We start from the raw sequence: 24,767 nt of genomic DNA, 5'->3' as shown, positions 1-24,767 counted from the left end.
ACCGGATCGGCGTTCGCCAAAGCCCGCCACAATGCCGCCATGAGCAGCCACCAGCCCGCCTTCGTCGCCCCCTCGCGCTTCGACGACCCGCAGCGCGCCCTCGACCAGGTGCGCGCGATCTACGACGCCGGCATCGCCCATCTGCGCGAGGCCTTGCAGCGTTTCGTCGCGGGCGAGGACGTCGGCGCCCACGTACGCGCCTGCTACCCCTTCGTGCGCGTGCACACCGACACCGTGGCGCGCGCCGACTCGCGCCTGAGCTACGGCTTCGTCGCCGGGCCCGGCACCTACGAGACATCGCTGACGCGCCCCGAGCTGTTCGGCAGCTACTACCTCGACCAGTTCCGGCTGCTGCTGCGCAACCACGGCGTGTCGCTGGAGATCGGCACCGGCACGCAGCCCATTCCCGTGCACTTCTCGTTCGCCGAGGGCGACCACGTCGAAGGCAGCATGAGCCCCGAGCGGCGCCAGCGCATGCGCGACGTGTTCGACCTGCCCGACCTCGGCGCGATGGACGACGGCATCGCCAACGGCACGCACGAGCCGCGCCGCGGCGAGCCGCACCCGCTGGCGCTGTTCACCGCGCCGCGCGTCGACTACTCGCTGCACCGGCTGCGCCACTACACCGGCACGATGCCCGAGCACTTCCAGAACTTCGTGCTGTTCACCAACTACCAGTTCTACATCGACGAGTTCGTGCGCCTCGGCCACGAGGCGATGGCCGGCGCCTCGAAGGCGCAGGACTACGTCGCCTTCGTCGAGCCGGGCAACGTGGTGACGCGGCGCGCCGGGCTGCCGGCGCAGCCCGGCGACGAACTCGGCGCCGCGCCGCCGCGCCTGCCGCAGATGCCGGCCTACCACCTGGTGCGGCCCGACAACGCCGGCATCACGATGGTCAACATCGGCGTCGGCCCGAGCAACGCCAAGACCATCACCGACCACATCGCCGTGCTGCGCCCGCACGCCTGGATCATGCTCGGCCACTGCGCCGGCCTGCGCAACACGCAGCAGCTCGGCGACTACGTGCTCGCCCACGGCTACGTGCGCGAGGACCACGTGCTCGACGAGGAGCTGCCGCTGTGGGTGCCGATCCCGCCGCTGGCCGAGGTGCAGGTGGCGCTCGAGTCGGCGGTGGCCGAAGTCACCCGGCTCGAGGGCTACGAGCTCAAGCGCCTGATGCGCACCGGCACGGTGGCCACCACCGACAACCGCAACTGGGAGCTGCTGCCCTCGCGCAACGTGCAGACCACGCCGGAGCGGCGCTTCAGCCAGAGCCGCGCGATCGCGCTCGACATGGAAAGCGCCACCATCGCCGCCAACGGCTTCCGCTTCCGGGTGCCCTACGGCACGCTGCTGTGCGTGTCCGACAAGCCGCTGCACGGCGAGATCAAGCTGCCGGGCATGGCCAACACCTTCTACCGCGAGCGCGTCGACCAGCACCTGCGCATCGGCATCCGCGCCATCGAGCGGCTGCGCGACCAGGGTGTCGACCGGCTGCACAGCCGCAAGCTGCGCGGCTTCGCGGAGGTGGCGTTCCAATAAGAACGCAGGAACGTGACCGAGCTTTACACAGCTTGACAGCACGCAAGCACGCGCGCAACGCGCCCACCCGAGACTGCCCGGCATGCCTGCGACAAGAACAACGCCACGCTGGAGCGCCCCGGCCACCGCGCTGGCCGCCGCACTGACACTGGCCGGCTGCGCCTCGCTGCGTGTCCAGCCCACCGATGCCGCGGCCGGCGTCGCGCTGCCGGCCGCCTGGAACGCCGCCGCGCCGCAGCCCGAGGCGGCGCCGGCCACGCCGCTGGCCGCCTGGTGGCAGCGCTTCGGCGACCCCGCGCTGAGCAGGCTGGTCGAGCAGGCGCTGGCGGCCAACACCAGCGTCGCCTCGGCGCAGGCCGCGCTGCGCCAGGCGCGCGCGCTGGCCCAGGTGCAGCAGGCGCGGCTCGGGCCCAGCGTCGGCAGCTCGGCCTCGGTGCAGCGCAGCCAGAGCGACGGCGGCGGCGGCAGCAACCTGTTCCGCGCCGGCTTCGACGCCAGTTGGGAGCCCGACATCTTCGGCGGCCAGCACGCCGCGCGCGACGCGAGCGAACTCGACACCCAGGCCAGCGCCGCCAGCCTGGGCGACGTGCAGGTGTCGGTGGCCGCCGAGGTCGCGCAGGGTTACATCGCGCTGCGCAGCGCCGAGCGCCGGCTGGCGATCGCGCGCGAGAACCTCGCCAGCCAGCAGGAAACCCTGCAGATCACGCAGTGGCGCGTGCAGGCCGGCCTGGCCACCTCGCTGGAAGCCGAGCAGGCGCGCACCGCCGTCGAGCAGACGCGCGCCCAGGTGCCGGCCTTGCAGACGACGATCGCGCAGTCGCGCCACGCCCTCGCGCTGCTGACCGGCCGCACGGCGGCCGGGCTGTCGCTGCCCGAAGGCGGCGCGCTGCCGCAGCCGGCCGAAGACCTGGCGCTCGCCTTCCCCGCCGACACGCTGCGCCAGCGCCCCGACGTGCGCGCCGCCGAGGCGCGCGTCGGCGCGGCGGCGCAGCGCCTGGTGCAGGCCGAGGCGGCGCGTTACCCGAGCTTCAACCTGTCGGGCACGCTGGGCCTGTCGGCGCTGACGCTGTCGGGCCTGGGCGCCGGCGGCGCGGCCGCCGCCTCGCTGCTCGGCGGCGTGTCGCTGCCGCTGTTCGACGGCGGCGCGCTGCGCGCGCAGGCCTCGGCGCAGCAGGCCGCGCTGGACCAGGCGCGCGCCGCCCACCGCGGCGCCGTGCTGGCGGCGCTGAAGGACGTGGAAGACGCGCTGGTCGCGCTGCAGGGCGACCGCGAGCGGCTGGCGCGCCTGCGCGACGCCGCCGAGGCCGCCGACAACGCCGCGCTGCTGGCGCGCCAGCGCTACGCGAGCGGGCTGGTCGACTTCCAGACCGTGCTGACGACGCAGCGCACGCAGCTCTCCGCGCAGGACAGCGTCGCCGCCGGCAACGCCGACGTGGCCAGCGACCACGTGCGCCTCTTCAAGGCCCTGGGCGGCGGCTGGACGCCGCTGCCCTCCGCTTCCTCCGCTTCGGACGACAAGACCTCATGAACACCAACGCCCAGCCCGGCGCGGACGCGATCGCCGCGCTGCTCGAAGAACCCTCCGCCCGGCCGTGGTGGAAGCGCGGCTCGCTGTGGGCCGGCCTGGCCGCGCTGGTCGTGCTCGCGCTGGCCTTCGCGTGGTGGCAGTCGGGCCGGCGCGCGGCGGCGGCGCCGAGCTACGTCACCGAGCCGGTGCAGCGCGCCAGGCTCGAAGTGACCGTCAGCGCCGACGGCACCTTGCAGCCGACGCGCTCGGTGAACGTCGGCAGCGAGCTGTCGGGCACCGTGACGCGCGTGCTGGTCGACGTCAACGACGAGGTCAAGAAGGGCCAGGTGCTGGTCGAGCTCGACACCGCCAAGCTGCGCGACCAGATCGCCCGCTCGCGCGCCGCGCTGTCCACCGCGCAGGCCGCCGTGGCGCAGGCGAGCGCGACGCTCACCGAGTCGCAGGCCGGGCTGGCGCGGCTGGAGGAAGTGCAGAAGCTCTCGGGCGGCAAGGTGCCGGCGCAGACCGAGATCGACGCCGCGCGCGCCGCGCTGGACCGCGCCCGCGCCGCCGAGGCGAGCGCCCGCGCCGGCGTGACCAGCGCGCAGGCGCAGCTCTCGACCGACGAGACCAACCTGTCCAAGGCCTCGATCCGCTCGCCGATCGACGGCGTGGTGCTGACGCGCTCGGTCGACCCCGGCAACGCGGTGGCCGCCTCGCTGCAGGCGGTGACGCTGTTCACCCTCGCCGAAGACCTGCGCAAGCTCGAACTCGACGTGAACGTCGACGAAACCGACGTCGGCCTGGTCGCCGTCGGCCAGAAGGCCACCTTCACCGTCGGCGCCTACCTGAACCGACGCTATCCGGCCACGGTGACGCGCGTCGCCTACGGCTCGACCAAGACCGACAACGTGGTGACCTACACCACCGAGCTGGCGGTCGACAACCAGGACCTGACGCTGCGCCCCGGCATGACCGCCACCGCCACCATCCAGACCAGCGAGCGCGCCCCCGCGCTGCTGGTGCCCAACACCGCGCTGCGCTTCACGCCGGCCGGCGTGGCGGCGGCCGGCGCGCCGGCTGCCGCCAGCGGCGGTGGCGGCATCGTCTCCAAGCTGATGCCGCGCCCCCCCGGCGGCGTGGCGCGGCGCAGCGTGGCCGGCAACGGCGGCGCCACCGGCGGCAGCCGCCAGCTCTGGGTGCTGCGCGACGGCGCGCCGGTGTCGCTGCGCGTGACCGTGGGCGCGACCGACGGCAAGCGCACCGAGGTGTCGGGCGGCGGTCTCGCCGAAGGCGACGCGGTGATCGTCGACCAGCGCAGCGGGGCGCCGAAGTGAGCGAGCCCTCGAGCGAGAGCGATCGCGGGCCGGGCGCCGGGCCGCCCCAAGCCGGCCCGCGCAGCCCCCTCGGGGGGCAGGCCGCCGTTCACGGCGGGATGGGGGCGCTCATCAGCCTTCGCGGCATCACCAAGACCTACGGTCAGGGCCAGGCCGCGTTCCAGGCGCTCAAGGGCGTCGATCTCGACATAGCCGCCGGCGACTTCGTCGCCATCATGGGCCCGAGCGGCTCCGGCAAGTCGACCGCGATGAACACGCTGGGCTGCCTGGACGTGCCCACCGGCGGCGACTACCTGTTCCGCGGCATCGCGGTGCAGAAGCTCAGCCGCGACCAGCGCGCGCGGCTGCGCCGCAAGTACCTCGGCTTCGTGTTCCAGGGCTTCAACCTGTTGGCGCGCACCAGCGCGCAGGAGAACGTCGAGCTGCCGCTGCTGTACCGCGGCGAGCCGGCCGCGGCGCGCCATGCGCAGGCGCGCGCCGCGCTGGCCGCCGTGGGCCTGGCCGGCTGGGAGCACCACACGCCGGCCGAACTCTCCGGCGGCCAGCAGCAGCGCGTGGCGATCGCGCGCGCGCTGGTGACCAACCCCGAGGTGCTGCTCGCCGACGAGCCGACCGGCAACCTCGACAGCCAGCGCGGCCGCGAGATCATGGAGCTGCTGACGCGGCTGAACGTCGAGCAGGGCATCACGGTGATCATGGTCACGCACGAACCCGACATGGCGGCCTACGCCAAGCGCGTGGTGCGCTTCGTCGACGGCCGCGTCGAGAGCGACGTGCGCAACGCGCCGGTGGCGCCGGCGGCGGCGGCGCGGGAGGCGGCCTGACCATGTGGCTGAACACCCTGCTGCTGGCGCTGCGCGAGATCCGCCGCAACCTGCTGCGCTCGTTCCTGACGATGCTGGGCATCGTGATCGGCGTCAGCGCGGTGATCACGATGGTGACGCTGGGCAACGGCGCGACGCGCTCGGTGCAGGCGCAGATCGCCAGCCTGGGCAGCAACCTGCTGATGCTGATGCCCGGCCAGCGCATGGGCCCGGGCGGCGGCGGCGGGCCGCCCTTCGCGGTGGCCGACGTGGACGCGATCGCCGCGCAGATCGGCGGCGTGCGCCTGGTGGCGCCCGAGGTGCGCAGCAGCGCGACGCTGGTGGCCAACGGCCGCAACTGGTCGGCGATGGTCACCGGCTCGACGCAGAACTGGTTCAGCGTCGCCAACTGGACCCTCCAGGACGGCCGCGGCTTCGAGCCCGACGAGGAGCGCGTCGGCGCCGCGGTGTGCGTGATCGGCGCGACCGTGCGCCAGGAGCTGTTCGGCAGCGCCGACCCGATCGGCGAGCAGATCCGGGTGAAGAAGTTCTCCTGCACCGTCGTCGGCCTGCTCGGCAGCAAGGGCCAGGGCGCGATGGGCAACGACCAGGACAACCTGCTCGTGCTGCCGCTGGCGACGATGCAGCGTCGCGTGGTCGGCCACACGCGCATCAACACCATCCTGGTGTCGATGAACGAGGGCGCCGACACCGACCGCATCAAGGACAGCCTGGAACAGCTCATGCGCGAGCGGCGCAAGCTCGCCGAGGCCGACGACAACAACTTCAACGTGCTCGACACGCGCCAGATCGCCGACACGATGTCGGGCACCACGCAGATCATGACCATGCTGCTCGGCGCCGTCGCGGCGGTCAGCCTCGTCGTGGGCGGCATCGGCATCATGAACATCATGCTGGTCAGCGTCACCGAGCGCACGCGCGAGATCGGCGTGCGCCTGGCGATCGGCGCGCTGGAGCGCGAGGTGCTGCTGCAGTTCCTCGTCGAGGCGGTGGTGCTGGCCGCGCTGGGCGGGCTGATCGGCATCGCGCTGGCCACGGTGGCCTCGCTGGGGCTGGCGCAGTTGATGCAGATCCCCTACGTGTTCGACGCGCCGATCAACCTGCTGGCCTTCGCCTTCTCGGCGGCCATCGGCGTGGTGTTCGGCTACTTCCCGGCGCGGCGCGCGGCGCGGCTCGACCCGATCGAGGCGCTGCGCCACGAATGACGCCCGCTTGACGCGCGAGGCTTGCTCCGGCCCGGGGGGAGGAGTACGCTGGCCCCGACCTTCCCGCCCACCCCCCGGCGCAGAAGACGCGCCCGACCAAGGAGCGCGTCATGCCTGCCACCACCCCCTCTTCCCCCGCCACCCGCGATACCCGCGCCATCGAGCGCATCCGCACGCTGGCGCTCGTCGGCCAGTCGGCCGCGGGCAAGACCAGCCTGGCCGAAGCGCTGCTGCACAAGGCCGGCGCCATCGGCGCGCCCGGCAGCCTGGAGCGCGGCACCACGGTGAGCGACTACGACCCGATGGAGCGCCGCGCCCAGCATTCGCTGAACACCGCGCTGATGCACCTCGAGCACCGCGGCACGCGCATCCACCTGCTCGACACGCCGGGCTACCCCGACTTCGTCGGCCAGTCGATGACGGCGCTGGAGGTGGTCGAGACCGCCGCGGTGGTGATCAACGCCGCCACCGGCATCGAGATGATGAGCGCGCGCATGATGGAATGGGCGCGCGAGCGCGGCCTGGACCGCATGGTGATCGTCAACAAGATCGACGCGCAGGGGGTCGACCTGGCCGCGCTGCTGGCGCAGATCCGCGAGACCTTCGGCCGTGAGTGCCTGCCGCTGAACCTGCCGGCCGCCGGCGGCGCCAAGGTGGTCGACTGCTTCTTCAACACCGAGGGCCAGAGCGACTTCGGCTCGGTGGCCGAGGCGCACCGCGCGCTGGTGGAGCAGGTGGTGGAGGTGGATCCGGCCTTCGTCGACCGCTACCTGAACGACGGCGACGTCGATCCGAAGGAGCTGCACGCGCCGCTCGAACAGGCGCTGCGCGAAGGCCACCTGATCCCGGTGTGCTTCGTCTCGGCGCGCACCGGCGCCGGCGTGGCCGAGCTGCTCGACGTGATCGAGCTGCTGCTGCCGAATCCGACCGAGGGCAACCCGCCGCAGTTCTACAAAGGTGAGGGCGAGGCAGCCAGGGAACTGCACGCCGACCCCGACCCGGCCAAGCACGTGATCGCGCACGTGTTCAAGGTGACGGTCGATCCGTACGTCGGCCGCATGGGCATCTTCCGCATCCACCAGGGCACGGTGACCAGGGACAGCCAGCTCTACATCGGCGACGGCCGCAAGCCCTTCAAGGTGGGCCATTTGTTCATGCTGCGCGGCAAGGAGCACGTCGAGGTGCCCTGCGGCGTGCCGGGCGACATCTGCGCGGTGGCCAAGGTCGACGACATCCACTTCGACGCGGTGCTGCACGACGCCGCCGAGGACGACCACCTGCACCTGAAGCCGCTGCCCTTCCCGGTGCCCGTGCACGGCCTGGCGATCGAGCCGAAGCGGCGCGGCGACGAGCAGCGCATGTGGGAGATCCTCACCAAGCTGGTCGACGAGGATCCGTGCCTGAAGGTCGAGCACGTGGCGGTGACCAACGAGACCGTGGTCTACGGCCTGGGCGAGCTGCACCTGCGCACGCTGCTGGAGCGCATGACCGAGGTCTACAAGTGCGAAGTCAACACCCGAGCGCCGCGCATCGCCTACCGCGAGACCATCACCGCGCCGGCCGAGGGCCACCACCGCCACAAGAAGCAGAGCGGCGGCGCCGGCCAGTTCGGCGAGGTGTTCCTGAAGGTCGAGCCGCTGGCGCGCGGCGCGGGCTTCGAGTTCGTCGACCAGGTCAAGGGCGGCACCATCCCGACGCAGTTCATCCCGGCGGTCGAGAAGGGCATCCGCCAGGCGCTGGACGCCGGCGTGGTGGCCGGCTACCCGGTCGGCGACCTGCGCGTGATCGTCTACGACGGCAAGTCGCACAGCGTGGACTCCAAGGACATCGCCTTCGCCACCGCCGGCCGCAAGGCCTTCGTCGACGCGGTGATGAAGGCGCGGCCCATCGTGCTGGAGCCCATCGTCAAGGTCGAGATCACCGCGCCCGGTGGCGCGATGGGCGACATCACCGGCGACCTGTCGGCCAAGCGCGGGCAGGTCAGCGGCGCGCGCAACCTGGCCGGCGGCAGCGTCGTGGTCAACGGCCAGGTGCCGCTGTCGGAACTCGCCGGCTACCAGGCGCGGCTGAACGGCATGACCGGCGGCCAGGGCCGCTACACGCTGGCGCTGAGCCACTACGAGGCGGTGCCGCCGGCGGTGCAGAGCCAGCTCGCGGCGCAGTTCAAGCCGCGCGAGGACGACTGACGCGGTTTTTTGATCCGGCTCAGCAAGCCGCACGCGGCCTCTTGAAGCGGCCGCGGCGCACCCTATCTCCTGGGCATCGGCGGCACGCCAGCCGCCTTGCCCACGAAGGAGGTTCACATGTTCTCTCTGCTGTCCCGTCCCGTGCCCCAGGGCGCCGTCGCGCGCGATCCGTTCAGCCTGGTCGACGCGATGTTCAACGAGCTGGCCAGCCAGCGCGGCCCGTCGGGCCTGGTCTCGCGCGCCCGCATCGACGTCACCGAGCGCAGCGGCGCCTACGAGGTGCGCGCCGAGTTGCCCGGCGTGAAGAAGGACGACATCGCCATCGACATCGACGGCGCCACGGTCTCGGTCAGCGCCAAGCTGAGCAGCCGCAACGAGCGCAAGGACGGTGAACGCGTGCTGTACAGCGAGCGCAGCCACGAGTCGTACGCGCGCTCCTTCGAGCTGCCGCAGGCCGTCGACACGCAGGCCGCCGAGGCGAAGTTCGAGGACGGCGTGCTGACGCTGACGCTGCCGAAGAAGGACGCGCCGAAGTCCACCCGCCTGTCGGTGCGCTGAGCGCCGCCGCGGCGCCCGTCAGGGCCGGCGCGGCTTCACGCAGGCCGCCGCCTGCCGGGCGCGCTGGCGCGCCACGTCCACGCTGTCGTCGCGCGCCAGCGCCACGCCCATGCGGCGCTTGACGAAGCTCTCCGGCTTGCCGAACAAGCGCAGCTCGGTGCCGGGCACGGCCAGCGCGTCGGCCACGCCGTCGAAGACGATGCCGGCCGCCTCCACGCCGCCGTAGATCACCGCGCTGGCGCCCGGCGTCTTCAGCGCGGTGTCCACCGGCAGGCCGAGGATGGCGCGCGCGTGCAGCTCGAACTCGTTCTGCCACTGCGTGGCCATCGTCACCATGCCGGTGTCGTGCGGGCGCGGCGAGACCTCGCTGAACCACACCTGGTCGCCCTCGACGAACAACTCGACGCCGAACAGGCCGAGCCCGCCGAGATCGTCGGTGACGGCTTCGGCAATGCGCTGCGCGCGCTCCAGCGCCGCCGCGCTCATCGGGTGCGGCTGCCAGCTCTCGACGTAGTCGCCGCTGACCTGCAGGTGGCCGATGGGCTCGCAGAAACGCGTCTGCACCGTGCCGCGCGTGTCCATCGCGCGCACCGTCAGCAGCGTGATCTCGTAGTCGAAGGCGATGAAACCCTCGACGATCACGCGGCTGCCGGCGACGCGGCCGCCGGCCATCGCCGCCTCCCAGGCCCCGGCCACGTCCGCCGGGCCGTCGAGCCGGCTCTGGCCCTTGCCCGAGCTGCTCATCACCGGCTTGACGATGCACGGGTAGCCGATGCCGCCGTCGATCGCCGCTCGCAGTTCCGCCAGCGAATCGCAGAAGCGGTAGGGGCTGGTCGGCAGGCGCAGCGTCTCGGCGGCCAGGCGCCGTATGCCTTCGCGGTCCATCGTCAGGCGCGCGGCGCGCGCGGTCGGGATCACGCGCACCAGGCCTTCGGCTTCGAGCTGCTCCAGCACCGGCGTGGCGATGGCCTCGATTTCGGGCACCACCAACATAGGCCGTTCGGCGTCGATCAACGCCTTCAGTTGCGCCGGGTCGCTCATCGCGATGGTGCGCGCATGGTGCGCCACCTGCTGGCCGGGCGCGTGGTCGTAGCGGTCGACCGCGATGGTCTCGACGCCCAGGCGCTGCAAGGCGATCAGCACCTCCTTGCCGAGCTCGCCGCTGCCCAGCAGCATGACCCGGGTGGCGGAGGGCGAGAGCGGGGTGCCGAGCGTCGTCATCGTGGTGTGCCTGGTCGTGAAACGGGGCGGATTGTCCCCCGGCGTCGAAGCTGAACAAGCCTTTATCATCGGGGCATGACCTCCGGTGTGCGCGACCTCGCCCAGATCCGCCTCGACAACGCGCTGCTGCTGTTCGACGAATTTGTGCAGGCCACCGTCAAGCACCCCGACGCCGCCACGCTGCGCGGACTGGAGCGGCGCTTCGCCGAGCGCTTGCAGATCCAGCCGAGCTACTGGAGCCAGATCAAGGGCCGGGCGCGCCAGATCGGCGAGCGCCTGGCGCGCCAGTTCGAGGCGCTGTGCCACAAGCCGCACGGCTGGATGGACCAGCCGCACCCGGGCACCGCCGGCGCCGCGGCCGCCGAGGAGCCGCCGCACGATGCGCCGCAGGACGACGACGAGCGCTTCATCGTCGGCCTGGTGCTGACCTACTACCGGCGCCACCCGCAGCGCGCGCGCACGCGGCTGCTCGACCTGCTCGGCGAGGTGCTGGCGCCGGCGCCGCCCGCCGCGCCGAAAGCCCCGGCACCCGCCCCGCGCGACGACGGCGCCGACAGCGCCGACAGCGCCGACCTCTGGGCGCGCTCGCGCTCCGGCGTCGAGCCGCTGAAGAAGAAGCGCTGAGGCCGGGCCCGTGGGTTGACCCCTAGATCAAGGGATCTTGCCAAAGATAATCAATACTTTATCATTCGCGCCTCACTGCCGAGGAGGCGCCCGATGAAGATCACCGTTCCCACCGCCAAGCCCCGCAATCCGCTGGTGGCGCTCGCCCGCTTGCGCCGCGCCGGTTCGCACCGGACGGGCAGCCGCGCGATGCGCCAGGAAGCCCAGCGCGCCTTGCAGCGCGAACTCACCCGCATGACACACAGCCCCTGAATTCGCGCGCGGCCGCGCCGCGCGCCGGAGAACCGCCATGACGTCCAAAGCCCCCCGCTGGAGCCCGGTCGCGCCGACGCCCGGCCCCGCCGCCGCCCTCGCCCGGCATGCCGCCGCCGGCGCATTGCGCAGCGCCAGCGCCGCGCTGGCCCGGCTGGCCCGCCGCCTCGCCGCGCGCAGCGCCGCGCCCGGCCCCGACCCGCGCCTGGAGTTCTACGCCGAAGCCGGCGCGCCGGAAGGCGCGCTGTACCTCGACGGCGAGCTGGTCGGCTGGCTGCCCGGCGTCACCCGGCTCTGAAGTCGGCGCGCCGCCGGGCGCCGCCGTCGAACCGCGATACTCGGCGCATGCCCGCGCCGCCGCCCCTGCCCGCATGACCACGCCCATCGTGTCGATGCACGGCGTGCACAAGCGCTTCGATTCCGGCGTGCAGGCGCTGGCCGGCGTGGAGCTGCAACTCGCGCCGGGCGAGTTCGTCGCGCTGCTGGGCCCCTCGGGCTGCGGCAAGAGCACGGTGCTGCGCCTGGCCGCCGGGCTCGACACGCCGGGCGCCGGGCGCATCGACAGCCCGGCGCTGCGCAGCGGCGCCGCCGACACCGCCTTCGTGTTCCAGGACGCCACGCTGATGCCCTGGGCCAGCGTGGCCGACAACGTCTGGCTGCCGCTGCGCCTGGCCGGCCGCAGCCGCGCGCAGGCGCGGCCGCGCATCGAGGCCGCGCTCGCCACGGTCGGCCTGTCGGCGTTCGCCGGCGCCTTTCCCAACCAGCTCTCGGGCGGCATGAAGATGCGCGTGTCGATCGCGCGGGCGCTGGTGACGCAGCCGGCGCTGCTGCTGATGGACGAACCCTTCGCCGCGCTCGACGAGATCACGCGCCAGAAGCTCAACGCCGACCTGCTGGCGGCCTGGGGCCGGCAGGGCTTCGCGGCGCTGTTCGTCACGCACAGCGTCTACGAGGCGGTGTTCCTCGCCCAGCGCGTGCTGGTGATGAGCGCGCGGCCGGGGCGCATCGTCTTCGAGCTGGCCATCGCGGCGCCGCATCCGCGCGACGCCGCGTTCCGCCGTTCTTCCACCTTCGTCGACGCCTGCGCCGCGCTCTCGGCGGCGCTGGAAGCCTCGCACGCGGCATGAAGCGCCGGCTCCAGCGCGCGCTGCCGCTCGTCACGCTGCTGGCCCTGCTGCTGGCCTGGGAGGCGCTGGTGCGGATGGCGCGCATACCGCACTACACGCTGCCGGCGCCCTCGCTGGTGCTGCGCACGCTGGCGGCCGACGGCGGTTCGCTGGCCGCGAGCTGGTGGTTCACGCTGGAGATCACCCTGGGCGCGCTGGCGCTGGCCTGCGCGGGCGGCGTGCTGATCGCCGGCGTCTTCGCGCTGTCGCGCGGCGTCGAGCGCGCGCTGCTGCCGCTCGCGGTGGTGCTGCAGGTGACGCCGGTGGTGGCGATCGCGCCGCTGATCCTGATCTACGTCGAGAGCACCACCGCCGCGCTGCTGCTGTGCGCCTGGATCGTCGCGTTCTTCCCGATCCTGTCGAACACCCTGGCCGGGCTGCGCGCCGCCGACCCGCAACTGCGCGAGCTGTTCCGCCTCTACCGCGCCACGCCCTGGCAGCGGCTGCGCCTGCTGCTGGCGCCCGGCGCGCTGCCCTACTTCATCGCCGGGCTGAAGGTGTCGGGCGGGCTGAGCCTGATCGGCGCGGTCACCGCCGAGATGGTGGCCGGCGCGGCCGGGCGCGAGACCGGCCTGGCCTCGCGCATCCTCGAGGCGAGCTTCCGCACCGAGACGCCGCGCATGTTCGCGGCGCTGCTGCTGCTCGTGCTCACGGGCGTGCTGATCCACGGGTCTCTCGGCGCGCTGGAGCGCGCGCTGCTCGGGCGCTGGCATGCTGTCGACCCGAAGGACTGAAGGAGGGCACGAGATGTCGATGAAGCGTTCGCCCTGGCTGCTCGCCGCGCTGCTGGCGGCCGCCGCGCCGGCCTGGGCGCAGGACACGCCGGACAAGGTGGTCTTCGCCACCAACTGGAAGGCGCAGGCCGCGCACGGCGGCTTCTACCAGGCGCTGGCCGACGGCACCTATCGGCGCTTCGGGCTGGACGTGACCATCCAGCCCGGCGGCCCGCAGGTCAACAACCGGCCGCTGCTGCCGGCCGGCCGCATCGACTTCCTGATGACCGGCAACCTGCTGCACAGCTTCGACAACGTGCGCAACGGCGTGCCCACCGTGGTGGTGGCGGCGATGTTCCAGAAAGACCCGCAGGCGCTGATCGCCCACCCCGGCCAGGGATTCGAGCGCTTCGAGGCGCTGAAGAACGCGCCGCTGGCGCTGATCGCCAAGGACGGCCAGTTCTCGTGGTGGCAGTGGCTGAAGGTGAAGCACGGCTTCCGCGACGAGGCGCTCAAGCCCTACAACTACAACCTCGGCCCCTTCCTCGCCAACCCGAAGGCGGTGCAGCAGGGCTACTCGGTGGCCGAGCCGATCTACGTGAAGAAGCAGGGCGGCTTCGAGCCGGTGGTGCACCTGCTGGCCGACCACGGCTTCTCGACCTACTCGACGCTGATCGAGGCGCGCGCCGACACCGTGAAGAACCGGCCCGCGCTGGTGCAGCGTTTCGTCGACGCCAGCATCCTCGGCTGGGTGAACTACCTGTACGGCAAGCGCGCCGCCGCCAACGCCGCGATGCTCAAAGCCAACCCGGAGATGAGCGAGGCCGAGCTGGAGGCCTCGGTGGCGCTGATGAAACAGCAGGGCATCGTCGACTCGGGCGAGGCGCTGGCCGGCGGCATCGGCGCGATGAACGCGGCGCGCATCGCCGACTTCCACGCCCAGATGGTCGAGGCCGGGCTGTACCGGCCGGGCGAGGTCGATCTGTCCAAGGTGGCCAGCTTCCAGTTCGTCAACAAGAAGGTCGGCCTCGACGTGAAGGCGAAGCTGGGCGGCAAGTGATCGAAAGTGAGTGCTTCTTCGCACTCAAGCGCGGCACGCGGCGGCCGATAAGCGTTCACGTCCCTATGAATCCGGAGCTGGACCATGCCGGATCCGAATGAACCACTGACCCGCCCGCTGCCCGACCTCGGCGCCTGGACCGAGCACTTCCGCCGCGCCGAGATCCCGGTGCTGGCGCAGACCGCCGAGGCGATCGAGGCGATGCGCGCCAACGAAGACGCCGTCGACGCCAACGCGATCGGCGAGATGGTCGCGCACGACCCGCTGATGACGCTCAAGGTGCTGGCCTATGCCGCCACGCACCGGCCGGCGCGCATGGTCACCGACACCGAGACCGTCACCGCCACGCTGGTGATGATGGGCATCACGCCGTTCTTCCGCGCCTTCGGCCCGCAGCCCAGCGCCGAGCAGCGCCTGGCCGCGCAGCCCGAGGCGCTGGACGGCCTGCACGAGGTGATGCGCCGCGCCCACCGCGGCGCGACCTTCGCGCTGGCCTTCGCGGTGCACCGCATGGACCCGGACGCGCCGCTGATCCACGAGGCCGCGCTGCTGCACGACTTCGCCGAGATGCTGCTGTGGTGCCACGCGCCGGCGCTGGCGCTGCGCATGCGCGCCGCGCAGCGCGCCGACGCGGCGCTGCGCTCGGCGGCCGTGCAGCGCGAGATGCTGGGCATCGTGCTGAACGAGCTGCAGCAGGCGCTGATGAAAGCCTGGCGGCTGCCCGAGATGCTGCGCCGCATCAGCGACGGCCGCCACGCCGAGCAGCCCGCCGTGCGCAACGTGCGGCTGGCGGTGCGCCTGGCGCGCCACAGCGCGGCCGGCTGGGACAACGCCGCGCTGCCCGACGACGTGGCCGACGTCGCCGCGCTGCTCAACCTCTCGCACGCCGCGGCGTTTCAGCTCGTGCGCAGCATCGAGACCTGATTCCTCGCCCCGTGGCGCCGCCGCGCCGGCTCTGCGAAGATGTCACGCTCGGACGCTTCTCTTCGTGGCATGCTCGCGCCGCGCTGGCGATAGTCCGCCCCGTCCCATCGCAAACAACAAGGAGGAATCAGATGAAAGCATTGTTCGCGGAGTTCTTCGGCACCTTCTGGCTGGTGCTCGGCGGTTGCGGCAGCGCGGTGCTGGCCGCCGCCTTCCCCGAGGTCGGCATCGGCCTGGCCGGCGTCTCGCTCGCCTTCGGCCTGACGGTGCTGACCATGGCCTTCGCCATCGGCCACATCTCGGGCTGCCACCTCAACCCGGCGGTGTCGATCGGCCTGTGGGCCGGCGGCCGCTTCGAGGCCGGCAAGCTGCCCGGCTACATCGTCTCGCAGGTGCTCGGCGGCATCGCCGCCGGCGGCGTGCTGTACCTGATCGCCAGCGGCAAGGCCGGTTTCGACGTGGCCGGCGGCTTCGCCTCGAACGGCTTCGGCGAGCATTCGCCGGGCCAGTACTCGATGCTCGCCGCGGTGGTCTGCGAGGTGGTGATGACGGCGTTCTTCCTGATCGTCATCCTGGGTTCGACCGATTCGCGCGCGCCGGCCGGCTTCGCGCCCATCGCCATCGGCCTGTGCCTGACGCTGATCCACCTGATCAGCATCCCGGTGACCAACACCTCGGTGAACCCGGCGCGCAGCACCGGCGTGGCGGTGTACGTGGGCGGCTGGGCGGTGGAACAGCTCTGGGTGTTCTGGGTCGCGCCCATCGTCGGCGCGCTGCTGGGCGCCGCCATCTACAAGGTGATCGGCTCGAAGGACTGAGGCAAGAACGATGGAAAAGACGCCCGAGACCCGCGGCGCCCTCGGGCGCTCCCTGTCCATCCTGATCGCGGCCGCCGCCCTGGCGGCGGCCGGCTGCACCATGCCCCCGACCCCCGGCGACAAACCCGCCGCCGCGCGCCCCGACGGCCCGGCCGGCAAGTACTGGAAGCTGGTCGAACTGCGCGGCCGGCCCGTGCCGGCGCTGGCGCGCGAGCCGCACCTGCTGCTGAAGGTCGAGGACAAGCGCGCCACCGGCTTCGGCGGCTGCAACGGCTTCGGCGCCAACCTCGAGCTGGACGAAGGCAAGGCGCGCATCCGCTTCGAGCACATCGCCGCCACGATGATGGCCTGCCCCGACGGCCTGGAGACCGAGCAGGCCTTTTACGAGGCGCTGCGCTCCGCCGACGGCTACACGCTCGACGGCAAGCGCCTCACGCTGCACCGCGCGGGCGGCGCGCCGCTGGCGCGCTTCGAGCTGGCGCAGCCGCGCTGACGCCGCCTCGCCCCGCGACGGCGCCGCCCCCTACAAGGGCAGCGCCGTCGTGTTCTTGACGCGGTCGAGCACGAAGCTCGTCTTGCAGTCCTCCACGCTCGGGTGGCGCAGCAGCGTGTCCATCACGAAACGCGAGTAGTGCGCCATGTCCTCCACGACCACGCGCAGCAGGTAGTCCATCTCGCCGGTCAGCGCGGCGCATTCCACCACCTCGGGCCAGGTCTGCACCGCGGCGCGGAACAGGTCCATCGGGTTGCGCTTGTGCGTCTCGGCGTGTTTTTCCAGGCGCACGTTGAGGTAGGCCGTCAGCCCGAGGCCGACACGCTCCGGAGCCACCAGCGCCACGTAGCGCGCGATCACGCCCGCTTCCTCCAGCCGCTTGACGCGCCGCAGCGTCGCCGAGGGCGACAGGCTCACCTGCGCGGCCAATACGTCGTAGGTGACGCGGCCGTCGGCTTGCAGCGCACGAAGAATGCGCCGGTCGATCGTGTCGAGCGGGATGGCGTTTTCCATGCCGACGATTCTGCAATTTTCCTGTGCATATCGCCACCGAAGGGCCGGATTTCGCATCAAAACTGCGCCGCCGCGCTTCTACAGTGCCGAACAGCGTTGAGGCAGGTCAAAGACGCAATCCACCGACGAGGAGCGAGCATGCAGTTCACCCCCTGGGACAACCCGATGGGCACCGACGGTTTCGAGTTCATCGAGTACGCCGCGCCCGATCCGGCGGCGCTGGGCCGGCTGTTCGAGCAACTCGGCTTCCGCGCCATCGCGAAGCACCGCACGAAGAACGTGCTGCTGTACCGCCAGGGCGAGGTGAACTTCGTCGTCAACGCCGAGCCCGACTCCTTCGCGCAGCGCTTCGCGCGCCTGCACGGGCCCTGCGTCTGCGCGATGGCCTTCCGCGTCGAGGACGCGCGCGCCGCCTACGAGCGCGCGCTGTCGCTGGGCGCCTGGGGCTTCGACAACAAGACCGGGCCGATGGAGCTGAACATCCCGGCCATCAAGGGCATAGGCGACAGCCTGATCTACTTCGTCGACCGCTGGCACGGCAAGGACGGCGCCAGGCCCGGCGCGATCGGCGACATCGCGATCTGGGACGTCGACTTCGTGCCGCTGGGCGACGCCGAGGCCGTCGTGCCCGGCCACGGCCTGACCTACATCGACCACCTGACGCACAACGTGCACCGCGGCCGCATGAAGGAATGGGCCGAGTTCTACGAGCGCCTGTTCAACTTCAAGGAAGTGCGCTACTTCGACATCGAGGGCAAGCTCACCGGGCTGAAGAGCAAGGCGATGACCAGCCCCTGCGGCAAGATCCGCATCCCGATCAACGAGAGCAGCGACGACAAGAGCCAGATCGCCGAATACCTCGACGAATACCACGGCGAGGGCATACAGCACATCGCGCTGGGCACCAGCGACATCTACCGCACGGTGGACGGCATGAAGCGCGCCGGCGTGGCCTTCCAGGACACCATCGAGACCTACTACGACCTGGTCGACAAGCGCCTGCCCAACCACGGCGAGAAGCTCGACGAACTCCGGCGCCTGCGCATCCTGATCGACGGCGCCACGCACCAGGGCGCGCCCAACGAGCTGCTGCTGCAGATCTTCACGCAGACGGTGATCGGACCGATCTTCTTCGAGCTGATCCAGCGCAAGGGCGACGAGGGCTTCGGCGAGGGCAACTTCCGCGCGCTGTTCGAGAGCATCGAGCTCGACCAGATCCGCCGCGGCGTGCTGCAGGACGAGCGCGCGGCCTGACGCGGCGACGGCGGCCATGAACGACAGCGCGCAGCCCGACTTCCATTCCGGCGTCAACCAGGGCGTCGCGCCGGTCACCTACGGCCAGGGCAACCGCCCGCCGCGCGGCGACTACGCGCAGGCGCGCGGCGACTACACCTGCGAGCAGCACTGGGAGCGCTACAGCGCGGCCGAGCACGAGCTGTACCGCCGCCTGCACGAGCGCCAGGCCGCGCAGTTGCCCGGGCTGGCCTGCGAGGAGTTCATCGCCACGCTGCCGCAGCTCGGCGCGCCCGAGCGCATCCCGCGCTTCGACGCGCTGAGCGAGCGGCTGTGCCGCGCCACCGGCTGGGAGGTGGTGGCGGTGCCGGGGCTGATCCCGGAAGAGGCCTTCTTCGCGCTGCTGGCGAAGCGGCGCTTTCCGGTGACGGGCTGGATACGCCGGCCGGAGGAGTTCGACTACGTGGTCGAGCCCGACGTGTTCCACGACCTGTTCGGCCACGTGCCGCTGCTGTTCAACCCGGTGTTCGCCGACTACATGCAGGCCTACGGCGAGGGCGGGCTGAAGGCGAGCCGGCTGGCCGCGTGCGAATACCTCGCGCGGCTGTACTGGTACACGGTGGAGTTCGGCCTGATCGCCACGCCCGCGGGCCTGCGCGCCTACGGCGCCGGCATCCTGTCGTCGGCCGGCGAGCTGCGCCACAGCGTCGGCAGCACCCTGCCGCGGCGGCGCGCCTTCGAGCTGGAGCGCATCATGCGCACGCGCTACCGGATCGACGACTACCAAGCCACCTACTTCGTCATCGACGGCTTCGGGCAATTGTTCGACGCCACGCGCGCCGACTTCACGCCGATCTACGCGCGCGTGGCCGGCGCGCCCGAGTTCGAGGCCGACACCGGCGACTCCGGCGACGCCGACACGCGCGACCACACCGCGTCGAACACCTCGGGCTGAAACGCCAGGTGCACGTGCGCGCAGCCCGCCACGTGGCGGTTGTCGGCGCCCGGCAGCGTGGCGGTGGACGGCGGGAAGACGATGTTGTCGCAGTGGCTGTAGAAGCAGGTGAAGCGCGCGTAGCGGGCTTCCGGCACGAGCACGCCCTCCTCGCCGGCCAGCACGCCCAGCCAGTCGCCCGCGCGGCGCATCTGCACGCCGTTGGGCGTGTGGCCGAAGCGCGCCAGCCAGGTGCCGTGGTGCGGCGTGCCTATCGTCACGACATGCTCGACGGCCCGCGCCTCGCCGCAGCGCGACAGCCAGCGCCGCACCGCCAGCCCGCCCATGCTGTGCGCCACCACCAGCGGCGCGCGCCCGGTGGCCTGGCGCACGCGCGCCACCGCCTGCGCGACGATCGGTGCGTAGTCGTCGATGCGGCCGAACACCGGCTCCAGGTTCACCGCCACCACCGGCACGCCGGCCGCGCGCAGGCGCCGCAGCCACGGATTCCAGAAGCCGCGGTTGCAGACGAAGCCGTGCACCAGCACCACGCCGAGGCGGCCGGCGGCGCCGGCCGGCAGGTGGTCCGGCTCGGCCCGCGAGCGGAACGGCTGGCGCCAGCAGAACACGCTTGGCGCGCACAGCACCTCGCCCCACCAGGCGCGCAGCAGTTGCGCGGGGCCGGCGCGCGGCGCGGGGTCGTCGCCATGCACGAGGCCGAGCAGCACGAACTCGATCGCGAGCACGAGCGCGTAGCCGAACAGGATCAGCAGCGCGCCGCCGAGCGCCCAGCCCCAGCGCCCCTGCCGCGCGAACCAGCCGGCCCAGGCCACGGCGAACGCCAGCAGCGACAGCGTGATCACCTGCTGGAGCCGCGCGAGCATGCCCCGGTGCCTCAGGCGAGCGCCACGTCGCGGCCGTTCAGCCGCTTGGCGAGCTGCGTGGCGAGCCGGTTGACGATGGCGTAGATCGACAACTGCGGGTTGGCGCCGATGCTGGTCGGGAAGATCGAGCCGTCGTGCACCGACAGGTTGCCGATCTGCCAGTGCGTGCCGTCGGGCCGCAGCACGCCGCGCCGCTCGTCGGCGGCCATGCCGCAGCCGCCCATCACGTGCGCGCTGACCACGCGCGTCAGCAGCGGCTGCATCGGCAAGTCGGCGATCGCCTCGCGCGCCTGCGGCCACGAGGCATAGCGGCGCGCCGTCTCGTGCACCGGCTGCACCGCGCGCGCGCCGGCGGCGAACTGGATCTCGGCCATGCTGAGGAAGGCGCGGCGCGCGCCGTCCATCACGAAGTCGTTCAGCGGGTAGTCGAGCAGCGGCGAGCCGTCGTCGCGCAGCGTCACGCGCCCGCCCGGCGACTGCTCGTGGAAGCCGTCGCGCAGCAGCGCCAGCAGCGCCTGCGTGTTGGCGAACTGCGCCAGCAGCTCGCTCTGCTCGCGACCGTAGCCGGGCAGCGTGGAGGCGAAGATCACCGGGTGGATAGGCGGCGCCTCGAGCTTGTAGCCCATCGGGCCGGTCAGCGGATGCGTCTCGAGGAAGTGGTCGGAGTAGACCGTCTGCGGCGCGCCCTGCCAGCCCTCGACGGGGCGGTCGAACAGCGCCGCCGAGATCACCACCGGGTGCAGGAAGGTGCGGCGCCCGAGCAGGCCGTGCGGATCGGGCGCCTTGGAGCGCAGCAGCAGCGCGGGCGAGTTGATCGCGCCGCCGGCCACCACCACGTGGCGCGCGACGACGCGCGTGGGCGGCGCGCCGGCCGGCGCGCCGTCGGGGCCGACCGGCACGCAGCGCAGCGACTCGATGCGATCACCCTTGAGCGCCAGCGACTCGACGCGCGTCTGCACGAACAGCGTCGCGCCGCCGTCCAGCGCCGCGGGCAGCGTGGTCACCAGCATCGACTGCTTGGCGTTGGTCGGGCAGCCCATGCCGCAGGAACCGAGGTTCCAGCAGGCCTTGACGTTGCGCCGGATCATGGGCGCGGCGATGCCCAGCGCGGTGGCGCCCCTGCGCAGCAGTTCGTTGTTGTCGTTCGGCGCGGTCAGCCACGGCCCGATGCTCAGGCGCCGCTCGGCCTGCTCGAACCACGGCGCGAGCGCGTCGGCGCCGTAGTCGGCCAGGCCGAACGCCGACTGCCAGTGCGCGAGCGTGGGCGCCGGCGTGCGGAAGGAGCTGGTCCAGTTCACCGTCGTCGAGCCGCCGACGCAGCGCCCCTGCAGGATGGTGATCGCCTTGTCGGCGGTCTTGCGCGCGGCGCTCTCCTGGTAGAGCTGCGGGTAGGCCTCGCTCTCGCGCTGGTGGAAGTCGGTGCTGCTGCGCAGCGGGCCTTCCTCGACGATCAGCACACGCAGGCCGGCTTTTGTCAGCAGTTCGGCGCTGATGCCGGCGCCGGCGCCGCTGCCGACGATCGCGACATCACATTCCACCTGCTCGGGCAGCGGGCCGTGCGGCCCGCCGAGCACGCGCCAGCCGCGTTGCAGGCCGGCGCGGACGGGATCGGGCAGGCGACTCATCGCAAGGCCTCTCAGAGATCGGGCGGGCCTGGATAGCGCAGGTGCGCCCAGGCCGCGGGGTCGGAAAAATAGGCTGCGTTGGTGAGGTCGCGCAGCGCGTGGTAGGCCTGCTGCCTGAGCGACAGGCGCGAGACACGCAGGCCTTGCAGCGCCTGCTGGATGGCCTCGACCTCGGCCTGCGGCCAGGCCGTGCCCAGGCCGGCCAGCGCCAGCCGCCCCGGCGCGCTGGCCAGAAGCGCGAGCAATTGCGACAGCTCGGCGCGCGTGGCGGGCGGGAAGGCGGCGATGGCGGCGTCGAGCCGGCCCAGGTGGGCGTCGAGCGCCCGGTCCCGCGCCTGCGCCTCGCCGGGCAGCACGCCGTCGAGCACGGCGCGCGCGACAGCGCGCATCACCTCGCGCCCGGCCTCGCCGAGCTGCGCGCCGCGCAGGCCGGGCCGCACCAGCGCGATGCCGCCGCCCGCGACCGCGAGCGTCACCGCGGCGCCGATGCCGAGCCTGAGAAGAGTGCGCCGTTGCATGCGCGGCGAGTGTTGCACCGATCACCGCGTCCGGCCTAGAGCGCCTCGACTAACCGCGGGGCTTGGAAACCCGGCATGCTCGGGGTCATGTCGGCCGATGCCCAAACCATCCTGTCGCAGTTGCAGGTCGTCGCGCGCGAGCGCGAGGCGCGCACGGCCGACGCGGCCCTGGGCGCCGCCGTGCAGGCGCTGAAGAGCTACCAGCAGCAGCGCTTCGCGCGCACCTATGCCGACCTGCTGGCGAACCCACGCTACGCGGCGGCGGCGCGCTTCTTCCTCGACGAGCTGTACGGCCCGAAGGACTACAGCGAACGCGACGCGCAGTTCGCGCGCGTGGTTCCGGCGCTGGTGCGGCTGTTCCCGCACGACCTGGTCGGCACCGTGGAGTTGCTGGCGCGGCTGCATGCGCTGTCGGAGACGCTGGACAGCACGATGGGCCGCCACCTGCTCGGCCAGCCGATCGACCGCTCGAGCTACGCCACCGCCTGGCAGCGCACCGGCCAGAGCGAGGCGCGCGACGAGCAGATCCGCCTGACGCTCGCCGTCGGCCGCGACCTCGACCGCCTGACACGCAAGCCGCTGTTGCGCACCAGCCTGCACCTGATGCGCGGCCCGGCGCGCGCGGCCGGCCTGCCGGCCTTGCAGCAGTTCCTCGAAAGCGGCTTCGACACTTTCAAGGCGATGGGCGGGGCCGACCCTTTTCTTGCCACCGTCGAGGAGCGCGAAAACGCGCTGGCCGCGGCCCTGTTCGAGTGGCCGGTGGGCGCCGCGCCGCTGCCCGCCGCGTTAGGACAACTCCCGTAGCGGGTGCACGCCCGCGCCGGGAGCATCGTGGGTTCGATTCCGAAGGAGATGCTCTCTTGACCACCCCTGTCGCTTCGCCCTGGCTGGCGAGCTACCCGAGCGGCGTTCCCGCCGAGATCGACCCCTCGTGCTACCGCTCCTTGACCGAGCTGCTCGAGGAGGCCTTTCGCAAGCACGCGCGCGCCGGCGCCGCGGTGTGCATGGACAGCGAGCTGAGCTACGCGCAGATCGACGAGCTGTCGGCCGCGCTCGGCGCCTGGCTGCAGGCGCGCGGCCTGGCGCGCGGCGCGCGCGTCGCGCTGATGATGCCCAACGTGCCGCAGTACCCGGTGGCGATCGCGGCGGTGCTGCGCGCCGGCTACGTGGTCGTGAACGTCAACCCGCTGTACACCGCGCGCGAGCTGGAGCACCAGTTGAACGACTCGGGCGCCGAGGCCATCGTGGTGCTGGAGAACTTCGCGGCCACGCTCGCCGAGGTGATCGAGCGCACCAGCGTCCGGCACGTGGTACTGGCGTCCATGGGCGACCTGCTCGGCTTCTGGAAAGGGCAACTGGTCAACCTCGCGGTGCGCCACCTGCGCAAGATGGTGCCGGAGTTCAGCCTGCCGCTGGGCGAGGGCCGCACGGTCACACGCTTCAACATGGCGCTGGCCGAGGGCACGCGGCTGCACCTGAAGCGCCCCGACATCGGCCCCGACGACCCCGCGTTCCTGCAATACACCGGCGGCACCACCGGCGTGTCCAAGGGCGCGACGCTGCTGCATCGCAACGTGGTGGCCAACGTGCTGCAGTCCCAGGCCTGGTTCCAACCCAAGCTCGACACGCTGCCGCGCGGTCGGCAACTGACGGTGGTGTGCGCGCTGCCGCTGTACCACATCTTCGCGCTGACGGCCTGCTACCTGCTGGGCGCCCGGCTCGGCACGCGGGTCCTGCTGATCCCGAACCCGCGCGACATTCCGGGCTTCGTGAAGACGCTGGCCAAGCACCGCGTGAACATGTTCCCGGCCGTCAACACGCTGTTCAACGCGCTGGCGAACGACCCCGACTTCGCGCGGCTGGATTTCTCCGAACTGGTGATCTCCAACGGCGGCGGCATGGCGGTGCAGCGCGCCACCGCCGAGAAGTGGCGCAAGGTCACCGGCTGCCCGGTGGTGGAGGGTTATGGACTGTCCGAAACCTCGCCGGTGGTGACGGTCAATCGCTTCGACGACGACAGCTTCAGCGGCAGCATCGGCCTGCCGGTGCCGTCCACCTCGGTGGCGATCCGCGACGACGACGGGCGCGATCTGCCGCTCGGCGAACCGGGCGAGATCTGCATCAAGGGGCCGCAGGTGATGGCGGGCTACTGGAACCGCCCCGACGAGACGGCCAAGGTGATGACGGACGATGGCTACTTCCGCTCCGGCGACGTCGGCGTGATGGCGCCCGACGGCTCGATCAAGATCGTCGACCGCAAGAAGGACATGATCCTGGTGTCCGGCTTCAACGTCTATCCGAACGAGATCGAGCAGGTGGTGAGCCTGCACCCCGGCGTGCTGGAGTGCGCCGCGATCGGCGTGCCCGACGAGAAGTCCGGCGAGGCCGTGAAGCTGTACGTCGTGCGCCGCGATCCGTTGCTCAGCGAATCCGACCTCGCCGACTACTGCCGCGAAAACTTCACCGCCTACAAACGCCCGCGCCACATCGAATTCCGCGACGAACTGCCGAAATCGAACGTCGGCAAGATACTGCGCCGCGAGCTGAGAAGCTGAACCCTCGAAATGCCAAAGAAAAACGCCCCGATCAAGTAATTGATCGGGGCGTTTCCTTGGTTATTAGCCTGACAA

General features: G+C 72.0%; 25 protein-coding genes. 20 read left to right on the top strand and 5 right to left on the bottom strand.

From position 1 onward, the window contains the following. The first annotated feature begins 39 nt into the window (after positions 1 to 39). The 7 genes from QM792_RS04045 (at position 40) to QM792_RS04015 (ending at position 9,159) form a co-directional block, all read left to right on the top strand. On the top strand, positions 40 to 1,542 hold the full coding sequence (locus QM792_RS04045; RefSeq protein ID WP_415147919.1) for an AMP nucleosidase: 1,503 nt from the start codon (positions 40 to 42) through the stop codon (positions 1,540 to 1,542). A gap of 82 nt (positions 1,543 to 1,624) precedes the next feature. After that, positions 1,625 to 3,070 carry an efflux transporter outer membrane subunit gene (locus QM792_RS04040; protein WP_415147918.1) on the top strand — a complete coding sequence of 482 codons (1,446 nt, stop codon included), beginning with the start codon at positions 1,625 to 1,627 and terminating at the stop codon, positions 3,068 to 3,070. Then, positions 3,067 to 4,386, top strand: a complete 1,320-nt coding sequence (locus QM792_RS04035; RefSeq protein WP_415147917.1) for an efflux RND transporter periplasmic adaptor subunit — start codon at positions 3,067 to 3,069, stop codon at positions 4,384 to 4,386. The genes QM792_RS04040 and QM792_RS04035 overlap by 4 nt, the downstream gene beginning before the upstream one ends. Before the next feature lie 98 nt (positions 4,387 to 4,484). Next, a complete protein-coding gene (locus tag QM792_RS04030) occupies positions 4,485 to 5,210 on the top strand; it encodes an ABC transporter ATP-binding protein (RefSeq protein ID WP_415147916.1) in 726 nt (241 codons plus the stop codon). Positions 5,211 to 5,212: 2 nt separating this feature from the next. Beyond that, positions 5,213 to 6,415 carry an ABC transporter permease gene (locus tag QM792_RS04025; RefSeq protein ID WP_415147915.1) on the top strand — a complete coding sequence of 401 codons (1,203 nt, stop codon included), beginning with the start codon at positions 5,213 to 5,215 and terminating at the stop codon, positions 6,413 to 6,415. Between the two features lie 110 nt (positions 6,416 to 6,525). Continuing rightward, on the top strand, positions 6,526 to 8,601 hold the full coding sequence (gene fusA, locus QM792_RS04020; RefSeq protein ID WP_415147914.1) for an elongation factor G: 2,076 nt from the start codon (positions 6,526 to 6,528) through the stop codon (positions 8,599 to 8,601). A gap of 117 nt (positions 8,602 to 8,718) precedes the next feature. Further along, positions 8,719 to 9,159, top strand: coding sequence for an Hsp20/alpha crystallin family protein (locus QM792_RS04015; RefSeq protein ID WP_415147913.1), 441 nt, complete (start codon positions 8,719 to 8,721; stop codon positions 9,157 to 9,159). 18 nt (positions 9,160 to 9,177) lie between these two features. On the opposite strand, the gene purT is transcribed toward QM792_RS04015, so the two are convergent. Next, on the bottom strand, positions 9,178 to 10,380 hold the full coding sequence (gene purT / locus QM792_RS04010; RefSeq protein WP_415147912.1) for a formate-dependent phosphoribosylglycinamide formyltransferase: 1,203 nt from the start codon (positions 10,378 to 10,380) through the stop codon (positions 9,178 to 9,180). Between the two features lie 75 nt (positions 10,381 to 10,455). On the opposite strand from purT, the gene QM792_RS04005 reads away from it, so the two are divergent. The 9 genes from QM792_RS04005 (at position 10,456) to QM792_RS03965 (ending at position 16,430) form a co-directional block, all read left to right on the top strand. Continuing rightward, positions 10,456 to 11,004: a hypothetical protein gene (locus tag QM792_RS04005; RefSeq protein ID WP_415147911.1), complete on the top strand. Its 549-nt coding sequence runs from the start codon at positions 10,456 to 10,458 to the stop codon at positions 11,002 to 11,004. 93 nt (positions 11,005 to 11,097) lie between these two features. After that, complete coding sequence (locus QM792_RS04000) at positions 11,098 to 11,256, top strand: hypothetical protein (RefSeq protein ID WP_415147910.1); 159 nt, start codon at positions 11,098 to 11,100, stop codon at positions 11,254 to 11,256. A 37-nt stretch (positions 11,257 to 11,293) separates the two neighbouring features. Beyond that, positions 11,294 to 11,554 carry a hypothetical protein gene (locus tag QM792_RS03995; RefSeq protein ID WP_415147909.1) on the top strand — a complete coding sequence of 87 codons (261 nt, stop codon included), beginning with the start codon at positions 11,294 to 11,296 and terminating at the stop codon, positions 11,552 to 11,554. Between the two features lie 73 nt (positions 11,555 to 11,627). Continuing rightward, positions 11,628 to 12,383 carry an ABC transporter ATP-binding protein gene (locus QM792_RS03990; RefSeq protein WP_415147908.1) on the top strand — a complete coding sequence of 252 codons (756 nt, stop codon included), beginning with the start codon at positions 11,628 to 11,630 and terminating at the stop codon, positions 12,381 to 12,383. Further along, on the top strand, positions 12,380 to 13,156 hold the full coding sequence (locus QM792_RS03985) for an ABC transporter permease (RefSeq protein ID WP_415147907.1): 777 nt from the start codon (positions 12,380 to 12,382) through the stop codon (positions 13,154 to 13,156). The genes QM792_RS03990 and QM792_RS03985 overlap by 4 nt, the downstream gene beginning before the upstream one ends. Before the next feature lie 19 nt (positions 13,157 to 13,175). Next, positions 13,176 to 14,195, top strand: a complete 1,020-nt coding sequence (locus QM792_RS03980; RefSeq protein WP_415147906.1) for an ABC transporter substrate-binding protein — start codon at positions 13,176 to 13,178, stop codon at positions 14,193 to 14,195. A gap of 84 nt (positions 14,196 to 14,279) precedes the next feature. After that, positions 14,280 to 15,119: an HDOD domain-containing protein gene (locus QM792_RS03975; RefSeq protein WP_415147905.1), complete on the top strand. Its 840-nt coding sequence runs from the start codon at positions 14,280 to 14,282 to the stop codon at positions 15,117 to 15,119. Between the two features lie 131 nt (positions 15,120 to 15,250). Beyond that, the gene (gene aqpZ, locus QM792_RS03970; RefSeq protein ID WP_415147904.1) at positions 15,251 to 15,937 is read left to right on the top strand and encodes an aquaporin Z; all 687 of its coding nucleotides are present in this window, start codon (positions 15,251 to 15,253) and stop codon (positions 15,935 to 15,937) included. A gap of 10 nt (positions 15,938 to 15,947) precedes the next feature. After that, entirely contained in the window at positions 15,948 to 16,430 is a 483-nt protein-coding gene (locus QM792_RS03965; protein WP_415147903.1) for an META domain-containing protein, read from the top strand. A gap of 30 nt (positions 16,431 to 16,460) precedes the next feature. Here the strand turns inward: QM792_RS03965 and QM792_RS03960 are convergent, their stop codons facing one another. After that, positions 16,461 to 16,943: an Lrp/AsnC family transcriptional regulator gene (locus QM792_RS03960; RefSeq protein WP_415147902.1), complete on the bottom strand. Its 483-nt coding sequence runs from the start codon at positions 16,941 to 16,943 to the stop codon at positions 16,461 to 16,463. Positions 16,944 to 17,081: 138 nt separating this feature from the next. On the opposite strand from QM792_RS03960, the gene hppD reads away from it, so the two are divergent. Both hppD and phhA read left to right on the top strand, forming a co-directional pair. Beyond that, a complete protein-coding gene (gene hppD, locus QM792_RS03955) occupies positions 17,082 to 18,197 on the top strand; it encodes a 4-hydroxyphenylpyruvate dioxygenase (protein ID WP_415147901.1) in 1,116 nt (371 codons plus the stop codon). Between the two features lie 16 nt (positions 18,198 to 18,213). Then, a complete protein-coding gene (gene phhA, locus QM792_RS03950) occupies positions 18,214 to 19,131 on the top strand; it encodes a phenylalanine 4-monooxygenase (protein ID WP_415147900.1) in 918 nt (305 codons plus the stop codon). Here phhA and QM792_RS03945 read toward each other — a convergent pair. From QM792_RS03945 to QM792_RS03935, 3 genes are read right to left on the bottom strand one after another with little or no spacing between them, the layout of a single operon-like run. Continuing rightward, positions 19,032 to 19,994, bottom strand: a complete 963-nt coding sequence (locus QM792_RS03945; protein ID WP_415147899.1) for a lipase family alpha/beta hydrolase — start codon at positions 19,992 to 19,994, stop codon at positions 19,032 to 19,034. The two genes, phhA and QM792_RS03945, sit on opposite strands and share 100 nt — an antisense overlap. Positions 19,995 to 20,005: 11 nt before the next feature. After that, positions 20,006 to 21,619 (bottom strand): GMC family oxidoreductase N-terminal domain-containing protein, encoded by a 1,614-nt coding sequence (locus QM792_RS03940; protein ID WP_415147898.1) that lies wholly within the window; start codon positions 21,617 to 21,619, stop codon positions 20,006 to 20,008. An 11-nt stretch (positions 21,620 to 21,630) separates the two neighbouring features. Further along, on the bottom strand, positions 21,631 to 22,137 hold the full coding sequence (locus tag QM792_RS03935) for a hypothetical protein (protein WP_415147897.1): 507 nt from the start codon (positions 22,135 to 22,137) through the stop codon (positions 21,631 to 21,633). A 75-nt stretch (positions 22,138 to 22,212) separates the two neighbouring features. On the opposite strand from QM792_RS03935, the gene QM792_RS03930 reads away from it, so the two are divergent. Together QM792_RS03930 and QM792_RS03925 are read left to right on the top strand one after the other, a co-directional pair. Next, positions 22,213 to 22,941 carry an FFLEELY motif protein gene (locus QM792_RS03930; protein ID WP_415147896.1) on the top strand — a complete coding sequence of 243 codons (729 nt, stop codon included), beginning with the start codon at positions 22,213 to 22,215 and terminating at the stop codon, positions 22,939 to 22,941. A gap of 56 nt (positions 22,942 to 22,997) precedes the next feature. Then, positions 22,998 to 24,692 carry a long-chain-fatty-acid--CoA ligase gene (locus QM792_RS03925; RefSeq protein WP_415147895.1) on the top strand — a complete coding sequence of 565 codons (1,695 nt, stop codon included), beginning with the start codon at positions 22,998 to 23,000 and terminating at the stop codon, positions 24,690 to 24,692. The last annotated feature ends 75 nt before the right edge of the window (positions 24,693 to 24,767 follow it).

Source organism: Piscinibacter sp., from assembly GCF_047600445.1.
GTDB lineage: Bacteria > Pseudomonadota > Gammaproteobacteria > Burkholderiales > Burkholderiaceae_C > Piscinibacter.
Note: the sequence above shows the minus strand (reverse complement) of the source record. Positions and strands in the feature narration are given on the sequence as shown.

What these genes read in the sequence shown, in the direction of transcription:
- QM792_RS04045 (WP_415147919.1), top strand. Translation starts at nt 40, where the DNA reads ATGAGCAGCCACCAGCCCGCCTTCGTCGCCCCCTCGCGCTTCGACGAC.
- QM792_RS04040 (WP_415147918.1), top strand. Translation starts at nt 1,625, where the DNA reads ATGCCTGCGACAAGAACAACGCCACGCTGGAGCGCCCCGGCCACCGCG.
- QM792_RS04035 (WP_415147917.1), top strand. Translation starts at nt 3,067, where the DNA reads ATGAACACCAACGCCCAGCCCGGCGCGGACGCGATCGCCGCGCTGCTC.
- QM792_RS04030 (WP_415147916.1), top strand. Translation starts at nt 4,485, where the DNA reads ATGGGGGCGCTCATCAGCCTTCGCGGCATCACCAAGACCTACGGTCAG.
- QM792_RS04025 (WP_415147915.1), top strand. Translation starts at nt 5,213, where the DNA reads ATGTGGCTGAACACCCTGCTGCTGGCGCTGCGCGAGATCCGCCGCAAC.
- fusA (WP_415147914.1), top strand. Translation starts at nt 6,526, where the DNA reads ATGCCTGCCACCACCCCCTCTTCCCCCGCCACCCGCGATACCCGCGCC.
- QM792_RS04015 (WP_415147913.1), top strand. Translation starts at nt 8,719, where the DNA reads ATGTTCTCTCTGCTGTCCCGTCCCGTGCCCCAGGGCGCCGTCGCGCGC.
- purT (WP_415147912.1), bottom strand. Translation starts at nt 10,380, where the DNA reads ATGACGACGCTCGGCACCCCGCTCTCGCCCTCCGCCACCCGGGTCATG.
- QM792_RS04005 (WP_415147911.1), top strand. Translation starts at nt 10,456, where the DNA reads ATGACCTCCGGTGTGCGCGACCTCGCCCAGATCCGCCTCGACAACGCG.
- QM792_RS04000 (WP_415147910.1), top strand. Translation starts at nt 11,098, where the DNA reads ATGAAGATCACCGTTCCCACCGCCAAGCCCCGCAATCCGCTGGTGGCG.
- QM792_RS03995 (WP_415147909.1), top strand. Translation starts at nt 11,294, where the DNA reads ATGACGTCCAAAGCCCCCCGCTGGAGCCCGGTCGCGCCGACGCCCGGC.
- QM792_RS03990 (WP_415147908.1), top strand. Translation starts at nt 11,628, where the DNA reads ATGACCACGCCCATCGTGTCGATGCACGGCGTGCACAAGCGCTTCGAT.
- QM792_RS03985 (WP_415147907.1), top strand. Translation starts at nt 12,380, where the DNA reads ATGAAGCGCCGGCTCCAGCGCGCGCTGCCGCTCGTCACGCTGCTGGCC.
- QM792_RS03980 (WP_415147906.1), top strand. Translation starts at nt 13,176, where the DNA reads ATGAAGCGTTCGCCCTGGCTGCTCGCCGCGCTGCTGGCGGCCGCCGCG.
- QM792_RS03975 (WP_415147905.1), top strand. Translation starts at nt 14,280, where the DNA reads ATGCCGGATCCGAATGAACCACTGACCCGCCCGCTGCCCGACCTCGGC.
- aqpZ (WP_415147904.1), top strand. Translation starts at nt 15,251, where the DNA reads ATGAAAGCATTGTTCGCGGAGTTCTTCGGCACCTTCTGGCTGGTGCTC.
- QM792_RS03965 (WP_415147903.1), top strand. Translation starts at nt 15,948, where the DNA reads ATGGAAAAGACGCCCGAGACCCGCGGCGCCCTCGGGCGCTCCCTGTCC.
- QM792_RS03960 (WP_415147902.1), bottom strand. Translation starts at nt 16,943, where the DNA reads ATGGAAAACGCCATCCCGCTCGACACGATCGACCGGCGCATTCTTCGT.
- hppD (WP_415147901.1), top strand. Translation starts at nt 17,082, where the DNA reads ATGCAGTTCACCCCCTGGGACAACCCGATGGGCACCGACGGTTTCGAG.
- phhA (WP_415147900.1), top strand. Translation starts at nt 18,214, where the DNA reads ATGAACGACAGCGCGCAGCCCGACTTCCATTCCGGCGTCAACCAGGGC.
- QM792_RS03945 (WP_415147899.1), bottom strand. Translation starts at nt 19,994, where the DNA reads ATGCTCGCGCGGCTCCAGCAGGTGATCACGCTGTCGCTGCTGGCGTTC.
- QM792_RS03940 (WP_415147898.1), bottom strand. Translation starts at nt 21,619, where the DNA reads ATGAGTCGCCTGCCCGATCCCGTCCGCGCCGGCCTGCAACGCGGCTGG.
- QM792_RS03935 (WP_415147897.1), bottom strand. Translation starts at nt 22,137, where the DNA reads ATGCAACGGCGCACTCTTCTCAGGCTCGGCATCGGCGCCGCGGTGACG.
- QM792_RS03930 (WP_415147896.1), top strand. Translation starts at nt 22,213, where the DNA reads ATGCTCGGGGTCATGTCGGCCGATGCCCAAACCATCCTGTCGCAGTTG.